The following is a 21,901-nucleotide window of genomic DNA, read 5'->3' as shown; positions in this document are numbered from 1 at the left end:
TTAGGCAAGCTCCCTCTCTTGGATATATTTATGGTTCTAAGCCCCATACAAGTGTTTCACCTTGATAAAGTGTAACTTTATTCCAATCGGCAAATGTCTGCTGAACCGCGCTGTAGGAATAATCATCCGTTTCATTGTAAGCCGTCCAGTCCGTCTTATTGGTGCGAGCCTGAATCTCGCCGCTATCTCCACCAGGCGCTACGCTTCCAGCCCCTGCACCAAAAGAAATCTCCAGATAATAATCCGCGCCCGTACTGGCGGGATTCAGCTTAACAAAACTGCCGCTTAAATTACCACTGCCCACTACAGCATAATCACAATGAAACTGTTGTGGTTTATCCCCATCCACAGTGAAATAATAACGCAGCTTCAAGCCGCTAAGTGCCACAGACTCGGTTCCTGTATTCATAATTCGGAACTGAGGGCGCAGCTGTCCATCACTGGCATTCGTATCATTCGTACGATATTGCACCTTCAAATTCCCCGTTGTGGGCTGTGTTGTTTCTTGGGGTTTGGCACTAACCTGTATAGATGGCAAGCTCTCCCCTACACTATTCGTGGCAGTGATCACATAATAATAAGTGGTTCCGTTCACCCGTCCACTATCCATGTAATCCGTTCCCATGACATTCTCAAGCACCGTATACGGGCCTCCACTCACTTCACTGCGTTTAACGGTATATTCACTAACCCCGCTAATGGCATTCCAAGTCAAATGGACAGTCCCATTACCTGCTACTGCCTGAACATTAGTCGGACGTGCAGGGACTTGAGGTTCTCCAGGTTGTCCACCACCCGCTGGAAGTTCTCCATACATGTGCACACCTGCATCAAACACCGGAATGTTCGCTGTTTTAACAGGAGTTGCTCCTTGAGCTGCCACACCTTGGAATGAAAAATCATTAGCATTATTCCAGAAGTTAGTGTTCAGCGGGGCTGCAATTCGGAATTGAATCTCCTTACGATGAGCAGATTGTCCACCCGGATAAATTAAAGTACCTGTAAAATCAACCTTAGTATAGTAGATATGGTTAGCTGCATCGTAAGGCTGAAGTGCAGACACCGTTCCACCCTGATTGTAGCCTCCCGCCGTAACCGTAATATCCTCAGGAGCATAACCAGCCGCTATCGCTTCACTAAGATCCACATAGTAGTTAAAAGACATCTCTTTACTGGCCCGTGCCGGCCAGCCCGTACGGTTATTCAGCAATGCTCGAATCTCTACGAAGTTGCTGCCACTAGCATTCACAGAGGCTTCGACAAACATCTCATCTTCACGTGTCTCTGCAGGTGGAAATTGTGCAAGCGGCTGTTGCCCTTGTCCATGCAGCAGCACCATTTTTGCAATAGCTCCTGTAAAAGCTGCATTGTAATCGGTTGCAACTTCATTCGAGACATAATCGTTAATGGAGTCGTTGTAGCTGTCTGTTTTGGACGGGCCTCCAACTAGCGCTCCGTACAAGACATGGCGATGATTTACCGGAACGGTCTGACTATCATTCCATGATCCATGTGAGGTTCGATGATGGGGATGCTGAGGAGAATTATTACCATAACCGATAACATAACTGCTGTTTCGTGGATTGTCGCCAAGCATATACGTAATTTGTCTCTCCGCGAAAGAACGCGCCGTATCTTTCTTCACCGGATCGCTCACCCAGTCCGAGTAAACGAAGGCCATAAAAGCCTGATTGGCTGCATAACGCAATGCGCCCCATTGATCCAGATGGGCTAGTCCGCCAGGTGTATAGGCAACACGGTCACTTGTTCCACCCACTCCAGTCGTCCAATACTGCATATTCCGTTCAGTGGATTGAATGAACTTGGTCTGCCCGGTGATTCGTGCCAACAGTAATTGAGCGCCATAATGCTTGTCGTCCCAAGACTGCGTCCACTGATAACCCCAGTTTCCAGCCTGATTCGTTCCCCATTGATCACTTGCTGCAATAGCCTTATTGAGATACTGCTGATCGTTAGTCGCCAAATACAACCAGACAGCCCCCCAGCTCAATTCATCCGCATAACCGCTCCAAGAATTATAATATTGTTTGGCATCGGTAATGCTATCGGAATAGGAGCCGCGGTAAGTGTCAGCAAAATTATAAAGCTGTTTAGCATGCAGCAGCAGCTTGTCCGCATATACGGCATCCGTATCCCTGAAAATAATGGATGCTGAAGCTAACGCTGCAGCTGTTTCTGCGGCAAGATCTGATCCGGGATGAGTGGCATCAATTTTGTAGGAAGGTCTCTGCATCTGCATGACTTCTGCGGGTCCCCACCAATTATGATCGGTTGTTCCGTTACCAACTTGTCCCCACAGCTCGTTAGGAGCAGTATGAGCTTTTACAAAATAATCGGTTGCCCAGCGAATATTGTCTAATATTTCCTCCAGCTGCCCAGACCCCTCATATCCTTGCTTGTACTCATAAACCGACCACGCCAGCATCGTCGTAGAATAAGCCATAGGCAGACCGAATTTAACGTGATCACCGGCATCATACCAACCACCAGTCAGATCATGTCCCACATCCGCCCCGTCCAAAAGACCGGAATCGCCCCGCCATTCCACCCGATTGTTATCTGGCAATTCACCAGACCGCTGGGTTTCGTAGAAATAAATAGATTTTTGAAGAACCTCCGCATAGTTGTAGTCTCCGGCCGCCGCCTCTGCTATCGCCGGTTGAAATGCAGCATTTGAACAAAATGTAAGCGTAAACAACAAACTGAACACCAGTCCTTGTTTCCTATACCTCTTGATCATTTCTACTGCCCCTCTCTTCAGTGAATGCCACAAGAAAGATTACACCTCAGTCCCGTAACACCTCCCTCACTTGAATCAGGTACCCGTCATTGCGATCATCCACTCACCTCTCTCTAAGAGCTATATTTAAGCGAAAGTTTCGCCCTCACCCAAAATATACCATATCTTTCATTAAAACACTATATTTTTACAGTAAATAATGCACAAAATATAGGAATTATTGTTAATTTAATGAAAAATAAAAAACAGCAGCTCAGGATCTCTCCTTGAACTGCTGTTCATTAATACCCTCTTACTGAGCTACCGCAGCTTTATCTGCAGAAACCGCAATGTCGTTATAATAGATTTCAACTCCATCACCAACAGCCCAATAATTCAGGACGCGGTTATTAACCGGCACTATTACAGCACGATAAAGTGTTGGGAATACTGGAATCTCATCAACCATAAATTGTTGCCACTCTTTATAGATTTCTTTACGTTTGTCTACATCAAATGCAGCCTCGGAGATCCCTTCGGCGAGCAAACGATCGTTCTCTGCACTCGAGTAACGCGGGAAGTTATAGATTGCATCTTTGCCATACAGACCTGATGGGTCAACGTCAATCCCTACACCCCAAGCGCCTTGGTACACATCAACAGTAGGATCATCCTCACCATTTTGACCTATGCGATCATAGAAGGTATTAAACTCTACCATTTCCAAAGTTACATTCAGACCAATCGCTTTCCAGGATTGTACATAATATTGAGCCAGCGGCTCAGCAATGTCTCCACCAGTCATCGAAATGAAATTAATCTTCAGCTCGCTGCCATCTGGATTCGTTCTAAATTCACCGTTTAGTTTGTAACCAGCGTCATCCAGGATCTTCTTAGCTGCTTCTGGATCATAAGCTACACCTGGATTGGAAGCATCATGGAATTCAGGATGGGAAGGTGGGATCAACGTAGTCGCATTCCAGCGAAGTCCATTATAAAACTTCTTACCGACAGTATCATTATCTACGGCAGCCCACATGGCTTTACGCAGATTTACATCCGCCATTTTAGCTTTAGGATCTGTTGCAACAACCTTTTTCTCTGCATCCCATTTACCAAGCTTAAAGCCTATATACGTATAAGCACGATCAACCGCACCCAGGAATTCAACGTTTGACATCTTTGCATTATCCGGGAATTGATCAATAGGGAAGGAATCCACCAAGTCAACTCCGCCAGATTTCAGTTCTTGTACAATCGTTGTTGGGTTGATAACCTTCAAAATTACTTTATCCAGTTTTGGGGCTCCGCGCCAGTAATCTTCATTCTTAACAAATACTACAGACTCACCAGGAACGATGCTCTCTACTTTAAAAGCTCCGAAGCCAATTGGCTTTTGGCGGACTTCAGGGGAAGAGGAGATTTTGGCAACATCCATGCCGCCAAAGATATGTTTGGCTAATGGATAAATCCATACGCTACCCGTTAACAAGGAAGGTGTAGATTGCTTATAAGTAATCTGCAGTTTCTTATCACCCAGCACTTTAATCCCGGATATGGTCTTGGCTTTACCGGAATGGTACTCATCCATGCCTTCAATATTAGTGAAGTCAGAACCATAACGAGGACCATCATAAGCAGGATTACCAATAACTTCATGGGCGAACAACCAGTCTTCAGCCGTTACTGGCTTACCATCCTGCCAGTTTACATTGTCGCGAATCGTAAAGGTAAACGTCCGTCCATCTTCTGCAACTTCATAAGTAGCCGCACCATCATTAGTATATACATAGTCTTTATCCCAAGTTAACAAACCTTCATCAAACCAGTTCAGAACTTGAGCATCTGGATCTCCAGAATAGAAGTTCCAGTTCAAAGTACCTTCAAATGGACTATCGGAAACAAGTCCAAATGTAATTGTCCCTCCGTCAATAGCTTCACCTTGGTTAGTCTTAACGTTACTAAAATCTTTAATGTTATAAAGTCCGTCTTCTGCCTCAGGCGCGGCCGTTGCTTCTGCAGTTGCCGCAGGTGCGCTGGCGCTAGGAGCTGCTGTTGATTCAGCCGCTTCGTTGTTGTTCTTGGAGCCGCAAGCCGCAAGAGCGAACAACATTACAAACATTAATGAAACTAGTAAAGCTTTTGAACGAATGGCTTTTCTCATTTAATCATTTCCTCCCTTATTATCCTTTTCTTTGTCTTGCGTCGGTCGCACGTTTAAGCGCTTGACCCACATTATTTATACTCAACATCAATACCAGGATCAGCAATGATGCGGGTAACCAGATCCACCATCTGAACTCAAGGGTCTGCGGATTTCTCGCATAGCTTACTAGAGTACCCAGACTGGGTGTACTTTCTGGAAAACCAAAACCTAGAAAGGATAGGCCTGATTCCAATCCAATATTAGCTGCCAGATTCAAGGTCATCGTTACGATAATGATAGAGCTTAAGTTCGGCAGAACTTGCGTGAACATAATTTTTAGATTGGAGGAGCCTAGGGTCTTAGATGCCTGAACATAATCCAATTCCTTCTCTTGCAATGTCTTGGAACGAATTAGCCTGGCAATCCCCATCCAAAGAAATGCTGTCATGATAAAGGAGAAGGTCAATGTATTGTACTTAGGCACTGCGCTGACAAAAGCTATAACAATCATTAGAAAAGGTAGAATCATGAAGAAATCCACAATACGCATCGCGACATTATCTACCGTTCCCCCAAAGTAACCTGAGACTAAACCTACCAGAATACCGATAATTCCCGTAAAAAAAGTAACCATAAAGGCAATAGACATGGAATTTCGTGTTCCTATAATTAATTGACCGAATACATCCCGTCCTCCATAATCAGTCCCCAGCCAATGCACAGCCGAAGGCTTCTCATATAGGGCGAACAAGTCAACCGTGACAATTTCTTTCTGATCTAAAAATAAGGAGATCCCATATACAGCAGCAATAATCGTAAATAGGAAAATCAATGAGATCAGTGCCAGCTTATCCCGCACCATCTCCCGCCAAACAATTTTGAAGCCCGATGGACTTTTATCAGTTTCCTGCAGCAGAGCTATCTCTGCGCTCGTCTTTGCCATTTCATTCACCCCAAAGTGTTCATCTTCTTATTTAATCCGGATACGAGGATCTACGATACTTAAAATAATGTCTGATAACAACGCACCGACGATGGAAGCAACCCCATACAGAAGAACAAGAGCTGTTACCACGCTGAAATCCCGAATCGTTATCGAACTTAGAAACAGCAAACCCATTCCTGGATAGCTGAAGATCGTTTCAACGAACACCGTACCACCGATTAGCCCAGTGATCTCATATCCAAAAAATGCAGCGATCGGCAGCAAGGAGTTTCTCAAAATATGACGATTGTATACGCGTGACTCCGAAGCCCCTTTAGCTCTAGCAGTGAGAATGAAATCTTTTTGCTTCGTATCAATGATCTCATTTCTCAGATATTGTACGGTCCCAACCGTTGCAATTAGCGCCATAGATAGCGCAGGCAGAAGCAGATGGTAGAATTTACTCCAGAAGTGACTTAGTGTACCTGGAACTTCCCCGGGACTGACACTGCCGCTGGTAGGAAACCAATGAAAATGAAATCCGAAAACCCATACCATTAAGAGTGCAAAAATAAACAACGGTGCAGCAAATCCAATATAGGTATAGCCAGTTATCAAGCGATCCAGCCACGAATCGTTATAACGTCCGCTGGTAATACCAAGCGGGATAGCAATAAGGTATGTAAGAATCAGCGTAACAATGGCCAGCCAAAGGGTATTCATCAGGCGTTGACCGATTAGCTCTGAGACCGGCATTTTGAAACGGAAGGACTGGCCGAAATCCCCTTGTATCGCTTTAGTGATCCAATCCCAGTACTGGATGTACCATGGATCATTTAAACCGAGCTTTTCTCTCATCGCATCAATGGCCGCCGGGTCAATATTCGGATCAAGCATTCCTGAAAGTGCGTCACCAGGCATCGCCTTCGCCATAAGAAAAACAAGAATACTTAATAGAACTACTTGAGGGATCATTATAAGAATTCTACGAACGATAATCTTCCACATATTCTCAACCTTTCTCAGGCAAGGCTACCAGATGAGTCTCGGAAATTGATTTTAATGGATAAGCCATGCCTTCTTCATCAAAATAATTCCGGTGCGCTTGTTCATATTCTTTGCTTACTGATTTTCTAAACTCCGTCTGCTTTTCTCTCTGTTTCGGATCAATATCAGGAATGGCGGCAATGAGTCGTTTGGTATAAATATGCTGAGGATTGTCAAAAATATCTTTAGCAGTCCCTTGCTCCACATGTCGTCCTTTATACATAATCCCTATGTGATCGCACATATGCCTGATGATCCCGAGATCATGACTGATAAATAGAAAAGTAAGATTCAGCTCTTTTTGAATGTCCTGCATGAAGTTAAGCACTTGTGCCTGTACTGAGACATCTAGCGCAGATACCGGCTCGTCAGCAATAATAAGCTTTGGCTTGAGTGCAATTGCTCTGGCAATTCCGATCCGCTGCCGCTGGCCGCCAGAAAATTCATGCGGATATTTCAGGATGTTCTCAGGACTTAAGCCTACCTGTAAAAGCAATTCCTGCACCCGGCGTTTTTCTTCCCCTGGAGACATTTTTTCGAAATTACGCAACGGTTCTGCAATAATATCGAGTACACGCTTCTTAGGATTTAAGGAAGAGTACGGATCCTGAAAGATCATCTGAATGTCTTTGCGGACATTTCTTTGCTTACGTACACCCCTCAAGGCCAAATCTTGCCCTTCAAAAATCACGCTGCCGCTAGTAATAGAATTAAGACCTATAATCGCGCGACCCGTTGTCGTCTTTCCGGAACCAGATTCACCAACCAGACCATAGGTTTGCCCAGCTTCAATGGTAAAATTAACATTATCGACAGCCTTAACTACGCCAACTTCCCTTCGAAAAACACCGCCGTGGATCGGAAAATGTACTGCTAAATTTTTAACCTCAAGAAGTCCCATTGTGGATTGCCTCCTCGTTAGTATCAGGGAAATGGAAATTGTTATAACAGGTGCAGCGAACGAAATGTCCGGGTGCGACTTCATGCAGCTGTGGGTTCTCCTCATGCTCCGATTCAGGAATCCAAGGCGTCCGTGCCGAGAAACGGCAGCCCTTACGCGGAAGGTTTTGCAGTGGTGGAACAATCCCCTGAATCACATGCAATCTGGATTTCTCTTCTTTTGCCGTTGGAATGGAGTTTAATAAGGATCTCGTATACGGATGTTTCGGATTAGACGTCAACGTAAAAATATCTGCGATTTCGACGATTTGTCCGGCATACATCACCGCAACACGGTCAGCCATTTCGCTTACAACCCCTAAGTCATGAGTGATTAAGATAATGCCTGCTTCCATATCGTTTTTTAATTTTTTAATAAGTTCAAGGATTTGTAATTGGATAGTCACATCTAGTGCTGTAGTAGGTTCGTCAGCGATCAAAAGCTTGGGTCCATTGGCTATCGCAATGGCGATAACCACCCGCTGCCTCATGCCACCGGATAATTCGTGGGGGTACTGCTGATATGTATGCTCGGGACGGGAAATTCCAACCTTGGTCAAAAGATCAATGACCTTCTCTTTTCTCTGTTTCTTAGAAAGCTTGGAATCGTGTAGGATAAGTACTTCTTCAATCTGTGAGCCGATGATCATTAGCGGGTTTAAAGCGGATAAAGGATCTTGAAAAATCATAGACATTTCTTGGCCGCGCAGCTTGTTTAGTGCAGCAGGAGACATGGTAACGATGTCCTGGCCCTTGTATTTGATTTGTCCGTCAATTTTGGCTCTGGTGTGCAGCCCCATAATTGAAAAGGCGAGCGCACTTTTTCCTGAACCAGACTCTCCAACGATAGCCAGAATTTCATTTTTGCGAACAGACAGGGTAACATCATCAACCGCAGCATAATAGTCGTCTGCAATTCTGAACGATGTCGACAAATTTTTGATTTCTAGTAGTTCTTCGCCCATATTCATCACCCTAACGACAAGGATTTCAAAATTAACACAATGAAAATATTATGTAAATTTTGATATAAATAGTGTTGATTTTCATGAAACATTTTGAAATAACCAATGTGATGATAATTAACACCATTAAGAATACTACCAGTAGTTCAATCGGAAATAAAAATGAACATCTCGTAACTTTGTAGTTCATTTTAATTAACTTATGGTAAATTATCAATCTTTTCCTATAAAAAATTTTCAATCGATGTGATTAAAAGTAACGTAGGCAACAAAAAAACGGCTCTAGGCCGCCTTTTTTTGGGAATTATTTAGTTCGTCTGAAAGTTAAAATCTTTTGCTTTCCAGCATGAAATTGGAAGGTATTACAGTCGCTAGCTGGGTTACTGCTCCCGCCGAAGCTTTTGATTATGACGAATCTTAATCTCGTTGCCTTGCTCAGTTGCTTGATAAAAAACACGCTGAGAAATCTCCTTAGGCAAATACTCCTGCTTTACATAATGCCCCGGAAAATTGTGCGGATATTGATATCCTTCATGCCCTAACGCAGTTGCGCCTTTATAGTGCGTATCACGCAGATGCAGCGGTACCTCCGCTGATTTGATCTCATCCATACTTGCCATTGCATTGGAAATAGCCATAACCACAGCATTAGACTTCGGACTTTCCACGGCAAAAAGAATAGCTTGGGCAATGTTCAGCTTCGCCTCTGGCCAACCATTGTTTCGATAGGCATCCAGCGCACTCACCGCTTGAACCATAGCTTGGGGATTAGCCAGGCCGATATCCTCACTGCTGGCTGCAATCAGGCGCCGAATAAAAGTCATAGGGTCCATTCCAAGCTTTTCTACCGCATACAGAAACCAGAACAACGCGGCGTCACTGGAACCGCGAATACTTTTATGAAAAGCGGATAGCACATCATACTGCGTAGATTCATCAGCCTTCACAATGGGGCGCCGAATGGATTCCTCCGCCACCTCCAGCGTAATATGAACACTTCCATCAACTTGCGGCGCGGTAGTCAGGGCTGCCAGCTCCAGCGCATTTAGTGCCCGGCGAATGTCTCCATTAGCCATAGTTGCAATATGCAACAAAGCCTCTTCATCGACCTGAAGCTCCATAAATCCAAGACCTTTATCTTTGTCCGCCAAGGCTCTGCGCATCGCGATCAGACTGTGTTCACTCGTTAATGCCTCCAGCTGAAATAAGGTGGAGCGGCTCATAAGCGCCCCATTAACATAATGGAACGGGTTCTCTGTAGTCGCTCCAATGAAGGTGATGGTCCCTTTTTCTACCGCTGGCAAAAGCGCATCCTGGCGTGAGCTATTAAATCGATGCACCTCGTCCAGGAACAGGATCGTCTTTGTGCCGTACAATGTTTGATTGTTCTGAGCTCGCTCAATAACCTCCCGTACATCCTTCACGGTAGCTTCCACCGCATTCAGACGTACGAATTCCCCTTGTGTGTGATGAGAAATAATATGCGCGAGTGTCGTCTTACCGCATCCCGGGGGACCATAGAGCAAAATCGAAGAGACTTGATCCGCCTCAATCGCTCTTCGCAGCAGCTTCCCCCGACCTATGATATGCTCTTGACCAATATATTCATCAAGATTCTCCGGTCTCATCCGGTCCGCAAGCAGCCGTCCGCCCCCGGTGTCCTCTCCGAAAGAAAATAAATCCATAACTCCACTTCCTTGCTATATTCTTGTAAAAGCTCAATATAAATCCCTCTCTATCATACCATATCACAGGGAAGGATTAGGATGTCCTGCCGGTTCAAGGTAACAGTATCAGCATAGACTTATTTTACGCCAAAATAAAAAGAGCATGATCTCGTCTTAGAAAGGCGGGAGCCATGCTCTTTTTTCAAAATATAAGAAAGTATAGGTTTCACGCTACACTTTATCCTTATGATTTCTCGCATAACGCTTACCGTCCTTATAAGGACACCAGAGGCGTTTATGCTTGAATTGCAAGCTAGCAATTTACTGCCAGCCGCATTTTTGATATGATTTTACGAATGCTTTCTTCCGATAGATGGTACTTCTTCTGAAGTTCCGCTACGGAATCACCGCTTCGATGACAACTGAAAATTTCCTTGTTCCGGTTCGCTATTTCTTTCCTCGAACCGCTGTTCTCGCCCCATCGAACCCGCTCTTCCGTCCTCTTTGGGATGTAGAGCAGTTCACCTTGGATGTATCCCTGAAGCTCTTCGAGCAAGCCAGGGGGGAGCACATCCTTCCCATTTACATAACTCAACTTGCATTTCCTCCTTCAACAGGTGTGTCCCTATGCGTCGGTCAACTAAGTTTTTAGTTATAATCACGTCACCTGCCTCCTTTCTTCTCCTCATATTTGGAAAAATCCGTAATTTCATTATATAAAAACCTTTTGGTAGCGTCTACATTCGATTTCATAAATTTCGTTCTTATGGATAAGTGTGGTACTTCTTATGTTAGTAATAAGGAGGCCATAAGGCCTCCTCGCTTTAAGCAGGTTTCCGTCTTAAACGGAAACCACCTCGTATACTGAAATCATTTCAATCAGCCTCCTTCCAGAAGTGTTCTTGCCCGGCCGGACACTTATTATTAAGCCATACCTATGGGGGAGTTACAAGACCAAGAACAGTTATAACCATTCTCCACCAGTCTTACTCCCCCTCAGAATCGCTTCCAGCCGCCGTTTGCACATAGGAAGGAACTTCCCCATTATGGAGCAGCCACAGCTCATGGAGAGCACGTGTACAGCCGACATACATCAGCTTCGCGTCCCAAGCCGTCGCCCCGTAATGGTCTTGATCGGCATCTGCTAAGATCACTGCATCGAACTCCAAACCTTTTGATAAATAGACAGGCAGCACCGATAACCCACCCTGATATTGGGTCATACTGCCATCAATCAGATGAATATCTTCAAAATGCTGTGCCAGCTCCGCATATAGTTCTGCAGCCTCATGAAGATTTCTTGTTAGGACAGCCACCGTACGGTATTCCCTTCCTGACAGAGACTTCAGTGCAGAGGTTATTGTCCGCAAGCGAGCTTGCTCATCAGCCACCAGTTCCCCGTTATCCTCACCGTAGGCGATCATACGCACGGGATCTCCACTACGAAACACAGGAACAGCCAGCAATGAGCTCTCCACACCTGAAGATAGAATTCCATTAGCGAAGTCTATAATTTCCATAGTAGAACGATAGCTGCGTGTCAGCGCGTGATAAGCAGTGTTCTCAGGGGCAAACAACGTCTGCATCTCTTCCCACGCGTGTACGCCTTTATAGGCATGTATACCCTGCGAGAGGTCACCCAGGATCGTAAAGGAATGGCCTCGCACATATAAATCCAGAACGGCAATTTGGAAAGGTGAAAAATCCTGAGCCTCATCGATTACTACATGGTCAAAGCGAGTAACGCCCTCATCACCGTTCAAAAGATAATGGATATACAGCAGCGGAGGTAAATCCTCTTCACGTATGATGCCTTTTTTCAGCTCTTTTGCCGTTTCCTTCAGTACAGCTGCCGGAATTTCCTCAGGCGGTTCAATCGGCCAATCCTCAGGAAGTTTAGCTGCTCGGAAAATTTGCTTATAGATCGTTAATGGATCATATTTAGGCCATTTGGCACTATAAGCCTTCTCTCGCTGCGCGCCTTTTTTCTTGCGATCCTTCATAGCAGCAGCTGAAGGGCTCTTCTTCAGTTCCATCTCAATCCAGCGATGAATCCGCGCCATTACCCGTTCCTTGCGCTTAGCTGGAGGATAGGGAGCATACTCCTCATTATGCCAGCGCAAAATCATAGAACGGCGTAGCACCGCACCCTCCCACGGGCTAAAATCACCCTCAGGTACAGAGCTGCTTTCCAATAGCTTGATGCTGGACTCTATGATTCCCATCAGCACCGTGGAACCCTTGAAGCGCCCTGGTGTCTCTTCTGTAATTACCGGCATGCCGCCAGGGGTTTCGAACCAGCGGTTCATCGTCTCCGTCGCATCCTGTTCCGGCAATTCCAGTCCTAGTACATTAGCTGCCCAATCCGGAAATGTACTTTGAGCAATATTACCTACCCCGAGCTCAGGCAATACATCCGAGATGTAATCTAAAAACATCCGGTTTGGTGCAAAAATGATCATTTTTTCCGCAGAAACCTGATCCTTGTATTGATACAGCAGAAAAGCAAGCCTGTGCAGTGCAACGGTTGTTTTACCGCTTCCTGCCACGCCCTGAATGATCAGCGCTGTATTCTTGGCAGCACGGATAATCTTGTCCTGCTCCTCTTGTATGGTCGATACGATATCCCGTAGGCGATTATCCTTATTCTCCCCAAGTCGATAGACGAGAAACTCATCTGATACTATCGGTGCATCGCTTTCCCGATTGTACGTATCCGCGACCCGCTCCAGAATTTGCTTCCGAATCACGACGTTGCGTTTGAGGTATACCAGCCCCTCTATCAATCCCTCAGGAGCTTCATAGGAGGCTGGCTCGGTACCGCCGGTAAACGAATAGAACAGGCTTGCTACCGGTGCGCGCCAGTCGATGACTAGCGGACGGTCGCTTACCTGCTCACGGTCTACGCCGATTTTGCCTATATAGAGTGCCTTCCGTTCATTCTCATCATTGCCTTGAAAATCAAGCCGTCCGAAATAAGGCTCCTGCCTAAGCTTGGCAAGATCTTTGCGCTTCTGATCACGGTTCGCTTCCAGCACCTGTTCCGTATAGTCATGTCCCGTGTACACTGGTGTCTGCTGGAGCTTCTCCAGCAAAGTGTCAATTTCAGTAAGCGCTTGATTCAGCCTGTCTTCTTCCTCTTGATAGGCACTTTGAAAGTTGTCTTCCAATTTCAGTTACCTCCTAAAAGTTTATCGAGCTTAAATTTTCATGCTCCTACGTCCATTTCTCACGCAAAAGGATACCCATTGTAGCACAATCAGCACTTAAATACCAAATCTTTCAAATGATTTGACTAAACTTATAAGTTCTCCAACCTAAAACCCTTTGGTGCCCCTTAGCTCGCACAAGCGTCGAATATTTAGGACACACCAAAGGTGTTTTTGCCTTTGATTTCGGCGCTTACATACATTTAGCACGGATCAAAGGCATTTTTGCCTTTGGTTTCGGCGTACACGCACATTTAGCTCCAATCAACGGTGTTTATACCTTTGATTTCTTCGTCTATGCGCTTTTAGCTCGAATCTACGGTATTTATACCTTTGATCTCGACGTCTACGCGTATTCGGCTCCAATCAACGGTATTTATACCTTTGATTTCGACGTCTACGCGCATTTAGCTCCAATCAACGGTATTTATACCTTTGATCTCGACGTCTACGCGTATTCGGCTCGAATCTACGGTATTTATACCTTTGATTTCGACTTCTACGCGCATTTAGCTCCATTCAACGGTATTTATACCTTTGATTTCGTCGTCTACGCACATTTAGCTCCAATCAACGGTATTTATACCTTTGATTTCGACGTCTACGCGCATTTAGCTCCAATCAACGGTATTTTTCCCTTTGATTTCGTCGCCTACGCGCATTTAGCTCCAATCAACGGTATCTATACCTTTGATTTCGACATCTACGCGTATTCGGCTCGAATCTACGGTATTTATACCTTTGATTTCGTCGTCTACGCGCTTTTAGCTCCAATCAACGGTATTTATACCTTTGATTTCGGCGTCTATGCGCTTTTAGCTCGAATCTACGGTATTTATACCTTTGATTTCGACGTCTACGCGCATTTAGCTCCAATCGACGGTATTTATACCTTTGATTTCAACGCTGGCTAATAGAGCTGATTAGTGAACAACAGTTCCCTCGCAATCAAAGAAACTGGATGCCGCACTATAGCACAGCCTGCAAAATAAAGTTAGCTACAAACAAACCAGCAATCCCATACAGCGCAGGTGGCACTTCCTTCCCTTTGCCCAGCGCCAGCTTCACAATTGGGTAGGTAATAAAACCAAAAGCCATACCATCCACAATGCTATAGGTGAATGGAATCATAACCATGATTAGAAAAGACGGGAACAGCTCGGTCAAATCACTCAAGTCCATCTCACGCACATTCTGTACCATAAGTCCGCCGATCACAATCAGGATCGGTGCGATCGCACTATCGGGAATATAGGATAACAACGGAAGGAATAAGAAGGTCGCCCCGAATAGAAGCCCTGTCACCAGCGAGGTGAGACCCGAACGCCCGCCCGCAGCTATTCCTGCATTGGATTCTGCAGCGGCCACGACTGGACTGCTTCCGAAAAGACCCGCGGCGATATTGGCAAGCGAGAGCGCACGCAGGCTGCTTTTGAAGCGTTCTGGACGGCCTGCCATCATCGTCTGTGAGGCTACAAGACCGATATTTTCAAATACAACGATTAACAATAACAGGAATACAGCAATCCAGAACACAAGGCTCACAATACCGCTCCAGTCCATTCCGAAAAATAGGCCGCCATAACCTGAGAATACATGCCCTGAAGCTTGTTTTTCCGGTGCATGTGCAGCTCCCAGAAGATAGGCTAGTCCTGTACCAACCAGCATACTTATCAGCAGGCCGCCGTTAGTTCCCCGGATAAATAACACTAAAGCCAGCAATAAAGTCACACAGGATGTAATAACTGCAGGATCACTAAAATGTCCTATGGCAACAAAAGTAGTCTGATGGGCAATCACTATCCCGCTCTTTTGCAGCCCTATAAAAGTCAGAAACAGCCCTATACCGACTGTAATGGCATGCTGCAGGTTTTGGGGAATTGCCTCACTAAGAATACGATAAAGTGATGTAAAGGCCACGATAGCGAATAACACGCCTGTTATAACGACTACAGTAAGCGCCTCTCTCCAGTCCAGCTTCATGGAATGAACAAGCGTATAAGTGAAAAATGCGTTAATCCCCATCCCCGGAACCACGATGATAGGCGTCTTCCCGCCAAAAGCCATCAGCAGACAGCCGGTAATAGCAGTCAACAGTGTAGCCACCATTGCAGGTCTAAGCGGCATCCCCGCGTCATGGAGAATCGTCGCATTCACCATAACAATATAAACTGAAGCAAAATAGGAGAGAATCCCTGCAGCCCATTCCCGTTTCCAGTCATTCTCAGGCGCAAGCCCCACACTATTTCGCCAAAAATTCGATTTCATGTACAAAAACCTCCACTGATATTAAGTTCCGCAGGCGGATATTACCCGGATTATAAATCTAATAATCAGCCGTTCATCCCGGTTCAGCTATTATGCCTATTTGTGGCCTGCTTCTTGCAGAACCCGCCTGTTTAACGACAACAAAAGGGCGTACGCAGCCGGATTCCAGCTACTCGCCCTTTTGTCCATTACTCTAATCCTATATCTATAATTGAAACAGCCTCAGCTCAGCGATTCACTTACAAGCTGACGCCTCCAGCCTCAAGCAAATCACGCACGGCAACGCTGACCATGATTAGGCCGGCTACCGGTGGAACAAATGAATTGCTGGCTGGCGGTTGTTTCGCTTTACGTCGATCCGGCGCATTCTCCGGAACAATCTTGTCCGTAACATCCTGACGTGGCTTCATTGGCGGCTCCGTAGAGAAGACCACCTTCACGCCTTTCTTAATCCCATCCTTACGCAGCTTCTGGCGAATGACACGGGCAATCGGATCATACGTTGTCTTGGAAATGTCCGCTACCTGGAATCTTGTAGGATCCATTTTGTTGGCAGCGCCCATGCTTGAGATCATAGGAATTCCCCGTGACAGACATTCTTTAATCAAATGGACCTTGTAGATAATCGTATCCGAGGCATCAATCACATAATCCGGTTTCAGCTTGAACAGTTCCTCATAGGTTTCTTCCGTATAGAACATGTTCAGCGCAATCGCTTCACATTCCGGATTAATCAGCTTCACGCGATCCACCATCAGTTCGGCCTTCTTTTGCCCAACCGTAGTAGTAAGTGCGTGAATCTGCCGATTCACATTGGTAATGTCGACAGAATCCTTATCAATCAGAATCAGTCTGCCGATCCCGCTACGAGCCAATGCCTCAACAGCCATACCGCCAACACCGCCGATACCAAGTACCGCTACTGTGCTGTTCTTCATAATCTCCAGACCTTCCGGTCCGATCGCCAGTTCCGTACGTGAGAACTGATGCAGCATGAGGTCAGCCTCCTTCAAAAGCTATGGCGAAGCAGAAATCTGCCTCGCCCGCTTTATTTAATTATTCTTTTTCTTTTTCTTTCTTTGGTTTAAGAGCCAGCTTAATATGCAGTTGCTCCAATTGTGAACCGTCTACTGGTGCAGGTGCATCCATAAGCAGATCCGTTGCACTTGCCGTTTTCGGGAATGCGATGGTTTCGCGCAGATTTGTACGGCCCGCCAGCAGCATGATTAGACGATCTAAACCGAAGGCAATACCACCATGTGGAGGTGTACCATATTCGAACGCATCCATCAGGTAACCGAACTTCTCGTAAGCAACCTCTTCTGTGAAGCCGAGAGCTTGGAACATTTTTTCCTGTACTTCACGTTTGTAAATCCGCATGGAGCCACCGCCTACTTCATAACCGTTCAGAACGATATCGTAGGCTTGTGCACGAATTGCACCTGGATCTGTGTCAAACAGATGCAGATCCTCTTCACGCGGACGAGTGAACGGATGGTGTTCTGCTACATAACGTTTCTGATCTTCATCATAACCAAGCAATGGGAAGTCAGTCACCCAAGCGAACTTGAACACATTATCGTCGATCAGACCCAGCTGACGTCCGATTTTGACACGAAGGGCGCCTAGAACGTCCGCTACAACCTTTTTGGTATCAGCGGAGAACAACAGTAGGTCGCCTTCTTCAGCGCCTGTACGCTCCTTCACAGCGGCAATTTCTTCTTCAGTGAAGAATTTGACAATCGGTCCTTTGAACTCGCCGTCTTTCACTTGAATCCAAGCCAGACCTTTCGCTCCATAACGCGCAGCATAAGGTCCGAGATCATCGATTTCTTTACGAGTCCAAGTCCCACAGCCTTTAGCATTTAGACATTTCACTTCTCCGCCTTTTTCGATCACAGAAGCAAATACCTTTACGCCACTTGTTGCAACAATATCGTTCATTTCTACAAGCTCTAATCCAAAACGCAGGTCAGGTTTGTCTGAACCGTATTTGCCCATTGCCTCAGCATAAGTCAAACGTTGGAATGGAAGCTGAATATCCGCTCCTACAGTTTCTTTGAACAAACGCTGCATTAGGTTCTCCATCATGCCAAGCAACTCATCTTGAGACAGGAATGAAGTCTCGATGTCCACTTGTGTAAATTCCGGCTGGCGGTCAGCACGCAAATCTTCATCACGGAAACAACGAGCAATTTGATAATAGCGTTCAACGCCACCCACCATCAAAAGCTGCTTGTAGATTTGTGGAGATTGAGGCAATGCGAAAAATTCGCCTTCATGCACACGGCTTGGCACCAAATAATCACGCGCACCTTCCGGTGAGCTCTTAGTTAGGATTGGTGTCTCTACGTCAATAAATCCTTCACTGTCAAGGAAATCGCGGAAAATCTTAGAAGCTTTCGAGCGTAGCAACAGTGTTTTTTGCATCTCCGGACGACGCAGATCCAGGTAACGATATTTCAGACGAAGAGATTCGTCTACTTCCACTCCATCTTCGATGAAGAATGGAGGAGTCTTAGCAGTGTTCAGCACTTCGATATCTGTAATTTGAACTTCAATCTCACCTGTTGGCAGATTGCGGTTAATGGTTTCTTCATCACGTTTAACCACTTTTCCTTTGACAGCCAAAACATACTCACTGCGAACCTTATCTGCAATTTGCAGTGCTTCGCCGGAGTAGTCCGGGTTGAATACAACTTGCACAATACCGCTTCTGTCACGCAGGTCAATAAAAAGTACGCCCCCAAGGTCGCGGCGGGTCTGGACCCATCCGTTTAAGGTTACCGTTTGTCCAATATGTTCTGGTGTTAATTGCCCACAGTTATGACTTCTTTGCATAATTCACCATTCCCCTTTTTATTTAAAAATACATTTCTACTTAAAAAGTCTTCTTCTATACCAACGCCTGAGCCAGCTCTTCGAGCTTCACAGTCTGCTGTTCCCCTGTGCTCATCGACTTCAGCGCAATTACACCATTCTTCAGCTCGTCTTCGCCAAGAATCGCAGTATAACGTGCCGACATACGGTCAGCTGACTTCATCTGCGCCTTCATCTTCCGGCCGAGGTAGTCGCGTTCTGCCGAGAACCCTTGGCTACGCAGAAAGTATAGCTGCTTGGAGATTTCAATGTCAGCCTCTTCGCCAAGAGCTACAAAATACACATCCAGTGGCTTCGCAGTCTCCAGCTCTACCTTCTGATCCTCCAGAATAAGAAGAATACGCTCCAGCCCGATCCCAAAACCAATACCCGGTTGATCCGGTCCACCGATTTCTTCAACCAAACCGTTGTACCGGCCTCCGCCGCCTACGGTATCAATAGAGCCAATGCCAGCTGCTTTATATTCAAACGCAGTATGCGTGTAATAATCCAAACCACGTACAAGACGAGGATTAATCGTGAACTCTACACCCATAATGTCGAGATGCATCTTAACCTTCTCAAAATGAGTTATGCATTCATCATCCAAACTGTCCAAAATAGAAGGGGCATCTGTAAATTTATCCTGATCCACCTTGCAATCCAGCACACGAAGCGGATTACGCTCGATTCGACGCTGACAGTCACTACAGAGGTTATCCTTCATCGGTCTAAGGAATCCCAGCAGCTTCTCCCGGTAAGCCGCACGGCTTGGTGCATTACCCACGGAATTAAGCTCCACTCTTACATCCTTAAGACCTAGATCCTTATAGAACTGATAGCCCATAGAGATTACTTCTGCATCAATAGCCGGATCCACGGCCCCAAACGCCTCAATCCCAAACTGATGGAACTGGCGATATCTTCCGGCCTGCGGACGCTCATAACGGAACATAGGTCCGATATAATACAGCTTGCTTACATCAGGTTCACCGTATAGCTTGTTCTGAACGTAAGCTCGCACGACACCAGCCGTTCCTTCTGGACGAAGAGCCAAATCACGGTCGCCTTTGTCCTTGAACGTATACATTTCGCCTTCCACAATATCCGTTGTTTCGCCTACTCCACGTTCGAATAACCCTGTGTGCTCAAACATAGGTGTGCGAATTTCCCGATAGTTAAAACGGCGGCATAAATCTCTGGCCTTCCCCTCAATATACTGCCATTTCTCCACAGCACCCGGAAGCACGTCCTGCGTTCCTGTTGGTTTCTCGAATCTTTCTTTAGCCACAGTCTATCCCTCCTAAAAAATAACCCCTCTAAAGCTGTTCTCTTCATCTGTTTCTATTGCAGAAAAAGCAAAAAATCCCTCGCCCTGTTTTATAAAAAAACAGGGACGAGGGATTATCATAACCAATAATACACCACGTGGTACCACCCACATTCCGGATCAGTAAAAATATACTGAAGCCGCTCAAAGCGGTTAACGCCCGCCTACGCGTAAACGGCTACTGATCGCGGCAATCAACACTGCCCACTTTCGCCGTACGTTCTCGGGGAGGTCATTCATTCGCTCATCAACAGAATCCTTGCAGCCAAGCGATACCGTTTCATCATCCACTTAAGTAGATGTCATCCGAATCGACAAGGGATTCTTCTCTGGAGTTGTGGGTTCTCGAATTACTTGGTCCCGTCATCAAAACCATATGATAAAATCGTATATTGTTAATATTCTACTGAACTACTGCATTAAAGTCAAGGTAGTAAAAAGGATGCCTAGTATAAATTTTGACAGCTTCCGAGTTTTTTATTCAGCAATTATATTGTAACAAAAAAAATGACCTGCAGCCGAATGCTGCAGGTCCATCATCATATATTATTAAAAAGGGGGTCATGCCTTTATTATAAACACGCTATATTAAGGAATCATGTACGTAATATTACGATTATATTACATTCCATGAAAGCGGTTTATTTTTAATAGAATACTATTCGAATTGTTCAACATAAGCTCCTTTGCCCCGGAGGATTTCCACAACTTCATTATAATTCTCTTCTGCTATACTTAGCTCCATCACATAACGAAGTTCACTTAAATCCCCATCTTCGAGATCTCCTTCTGCCACGTTCGCACTAACCTGATCTTCATTCACACTATAATGCGTTTCAGGGTCAGCCCGTGTGTCGGAGGCGGCAATGCCAGGAACCAGCATAGCTCCAGCTGCAGGTGTGCTAGCCGTTCCAAGCGTTCCAGTTGTGCCTGCGACTACAGATGCACTATCCAGTGGAATGATTGGAAACAGAATATTACGATCATTGCCGATAGGGTCCGTGAGTGGCCAAACCTCCAAGCCATCCACCTTATAGCTAATCAATGCTGTTTTTGCGCCTTCTGCTTCATTTTCAGTTCTGAAATACGCTTGGATTTTTCTGCTCATTGCCATTACCTCCTTGGATTATAAGACTCTTATTTAAATATTGCTTATTTATTTCAGGACCTTCAATATTTCACGAACAAATGCAGGCTCATCTTTTGGTGTACGCGAAGTAATGTAATTGCGATCAACCACTACTTCCTCATCCTTAAACTCCGCGCCGGCATTTACAACATCATCCTTCAGCGGAGGATAAGAGGTAATGGTGCGTCCCTTAAGCAAGTCTGCACTGATCAGAATTTGCGGTCCGTGGCAAATAGAGGCGATAGGCTTGCCTGCTTCATTTGCTTCTTTTACAAACTTCAAAATATCGGCATTTTGCCGTAAATTCTCGGGGGAAGAACCACCCGGGATAACAATCGCGTCATAATCACTTGCTTGAACCTCGGCGATCGCCTTGTCTGCTGCGTAGGAGACTTCTTTCTTTTTACCCAGCAGGGTCTCCCCTTTTTTCAAACCAATAATGTCAGCTTGATGTCCTGCCTTTATAATTTCATCATAAGGAACCTTCATTTCAGAATCTTCAAAATCATTAGCCAGTAAGAAAGCAACGTTACTCATGTGATAGTTTCTCCTCTCTGTCTTTAGCAATTAATGATGTTCTTATTATTCTTTCTTGTGGTCTATTACCCTTATGAGGATGCTTTCTAACCTTTAATCGGAAAAAAGGCTTCATTCACAACACCGAAAAAGCCGCCTTT

General features: G+C 45.5%; 16 protein-coding genes. All 16 read right to left on the bottom strand.

Annotated features, from left to right (window positions below):
• Positions 1-28: 28 nt before the first annotated feature.
• Complete coding sequence (locus NST45_RS03535) at positions 29-2,761, bottom strand: glycoside hydrolase family 9 protein (RefSeq protein WP_339824932.1); 2,733 nt, start codon at positions 2,759-2,761, stop codon at positions 29-31.
• 292 nt (positions 2,762-3,053) lie between these two features.
• Complete coding sequence (locus tag NST45_RS03530) at positions 3,054-4,904, bottom strand: oligopeptide ABC transporter substrate-binding protein (RefSeq protein ID WP_036677608.1); 1,851 nt, start codon at positions 4,902-4,904, stop codon at positions 3,054-3,056.
• Positions 4,905-4,923: 19 nt separating this feature from the next.
• On the bottom strand, positions 4,924-5,829 hold the full coding sequence (locus NST45_RS03525) for an ABC transporter permease (RefSeq protein WP_051490985.1): 906 nt from the start codon (positions 5,827-5,829) through the stop codon (positions 4,924-4,926).
• 27 nt (positions 5,830-5,856) lie between these two features.
• Entirely contained in the window at positions 5,857-6,819 is a 963-nt protein-coding gene (gene opp4B / locus NST45_RS03520) for an oligopeptide ABC transporter permease (protein WP_036677612.1), read from the bottom strand.
• Between the two features lie 4 nt (positions 6,820-6,823).
• Entirely contained in the window at positions 6,824-7,759 is a 936-nt protein-coding gene (locus tag NST45_RS03515; protein WP_036677615.1) for an ATP-binding cassette domain-containing protein, read from the bottom strand.
• On the bottom strand, positions 7,746-8,762 hold the full coding sequence (locus NST45_RS03510; protein ID WP_036677618.1) for an ABC transporter ATP-binding protein: 1,017 nt from the start codon (positions 8,760-8,762) through the stop codon (positions 7,746-7,748). The genes NST45_RS03515 and NST45_RS03510 overlap by 14 nt, the downstream gene beginning before the upstream one ends.
• A gap of 380 nt (positions 8,763-9,142) precedes the next feature.
• Positions 9,143-10,447, bottom strand: a complete 1,305-nt coding sequence (locus tag NST45_RS03505; RefSeq protein ID WP_036677622.1) for a replication-associated recombination protein A — start codon at positions 10,445-10,447, stop codon at positions 9,143-9,145.
• Positions 10,448-10,742: 295 nt separating this feature from the next.
• On the bottom strand, positions 10,743-11,024 hold the full coding sequence (locus tag NST45_RS03500) for a CD3324 family protein (RefSeq protein WP_036677625.1): 282 nt from the start codon (positions 11,022-11,024) through the stop codon (positions 10,743-10,745).
• Between the two features lie 391 nt (positions 11,025-11,415).
• Entirely contained in the window at positions 11,416-13,599 is a 2,184-nt protein-coding gene (locus NST45_RS03495; protein WP_038572975.1) for a UvrD-helicase domain-containing protein, read from the bottom strand.
• A gap of 1,008 nt (positions 13,600-14,607) precedes the next feature.
• On the bottom strand, positions 14,608-15,906 hold the full coding sequence (locus NST45_RS03490) for an NCS2 family permease (RefSeq protein WP_036677630.1): 1,299 nt from the start codon (positions 15,904-15,906) through the stop codon (positions 14,608-14,610).
• Between the two features lie 239 nt (positions 15,907-16,145).
• Positions 16,146-16,901: a tRNA threonylcarbamoyladenosine dehydratase gene (locus tag NST45_RS03485; protein ID WP_036677632.1), complete on the bottom strand. Its 756-nt coding sequence runs from the start codon at positions 16,899-16,901 to the stop codon at positions 16,146-16,148.
• 61 nt (positions 16,902-16,962) lie between these two features.
• Positions 16,963-18,747, bottom strand: a complete 1,785-nt coding sequence (gene aspS / locus NST45_RS03480; protein WP_076141541.1) for an aspartate--tRNA ligase — start codon at positions 18,745-18,747, stop codon at positions 16,963-16,965.
• Between the two features lie 55 nt (positions 18,748-18,802).
• A complete protein-coding gene (hisS, locus tag NST45_RS03475; protein WP_036677635.1) occupies positions 18,803-20,056 on the bottom strand; it encodes a histidine--tRNA ligase in 1,254 nt (417 codons plus the stop codon).
• 192 nt (positions 20,057-20,248) lie between these two features.
• Complete coding sequence (locus NST45_RS03470) at positions 20,249-20,386, bottom strand: hypothetical protein (RefSeq protein ID WP_170914233.1); 138 nt, start codon at positions 20,384-20,386, stop codon at positions 20,249-20,251.
• 367 nt (positions 20,387-20,753) lie between these two features.
• On the bottom strand, positions 20,754-21,203 hold the full coding sequence (locus NST45_RS03465; RefSeq protein ID WP_036677637.1) for a hypothetical protein: 450 nt from the start codon (positions 21,201-21,203) through the stop codon (positions 20,754-20,756).
• A gap of 48 nt (positions 21,204-21,251) precedes the next feature.
• Positions 21,252-21,761 carry a type 1 glutamine amidotransferase domain-containing protein gene (locus tag NST45_RS03460; protein WP_076141540.1) on the bottom strand — a complete coding sequence of 170 codons (510 nt, stop codon included), beginning with the start codon at positions 21,759-21,761 and terminating at the stop codon, positions 21,252-21,254.
• Positions 21,762-21,901 lie beyond the last annotated feature (140 nt).

Source organism: Paenibacillus sp. FSL R7-0163 (assembly GCF_037969975.1).
GTDB lineage: Bacteria > Bacillota > Bacilli > Paenibacillales > Paenibacillaceae > Paenibacillus_AQ > Paenibacillus_AQ odorifer.
Note: the sequence above shows the minus strand (reverse complement) of the source record. Positions and strands in the feature narration are given on the sequence as shown.

Excerpts from the sequence above, each read along its gene's own strand:
- NST45_RS03535 (WP_339824932.1), bottom strand. The coding sequence starts at position 2,761 with ATGATCAAGAGGTATAGGAAACAAGGACTGGTGTTCAGTTTGTTGTTT.
- NST45_RS03530 (WP_036677608.1), bottom strand. The coding sequence starts at position 4,904 with ATGAGAAAAGCCATTCGTTCAAAAGCTTTACTAGTTTCATTAATGTTT.
- NST45_RS03525 (WP_051490985.1), bottom strand. The coding sequence starts at position 5,829 with ATGGCAAAGACGAGCGCAGAGATAGCTCTGCTGCAGGAAACTGATAAA.
- opp4B (WP_036677612.1), bottom strand. The coding sequence starts at position 6,819 with ATGTGGAAGATTATCGTTCGTAGAATTCTTATAATGATCCCTCAAGTA.
- NST45_RS03515 (WP_036677615.1), bottom strand. The coding sequence starts at position 7,759 with ATGGGACTTCTTGAGGTTAAAAATTTAGCAGTACATTTTCCGATCCAC.
- NST45_RS03510 (WP_036677618.1), bottom strand. The coding sequence starts at position 8,762 with ATGGGCGAAGAACTACTAGAAATCAAAAATTTGTCGACATCGTTCAGA.
- NST45_RS03505 (WP_036677622.1), bottom strand. The coding sequence starts at position 10,447 with ATGGATTTATTTTCTTTCGGAGAGGACACCGGGGGCGGACGGCTGCTT.
- NST45_RS03490 (WP_036677630.1), bottom strand. The coding sequence starts at position 15,906 with ATGAAATCGAATTTTTGGCGAAATAGTGTGGGGCTTGCGCCTGAGAAT.
- NST45_RS03485 (WP_036677632.1), bottom strand. The coding sequence starts at position 16,901 with ATGCTGCATCAGTTCTCACGTACGGAACTGGCGATCGGACCGGAAGGT.
- aspS (WP_076141541.1), bottom strand. The coding sequence starts at position 18,747 with ATGCAAAGAAGTCATAACTGTGGGCAATTAACACCAGAACATATTGGA.
- NST45_RS03465 (WP_036677637.1), bottom strand. The coding sequence starts at position 21,203 with ATGAGCAGAAAAATCCAAGCGTATTTCAGAACTGAAAATGAAGCAGAA.
- NST45_RS03460 (WP_076141540.1), bottom strand. The coding sequence starts at position 21,761 with ATGAGTAACGTTGCTTTCTTACTGGCTAATGATTTTGAAGATTCTGAA.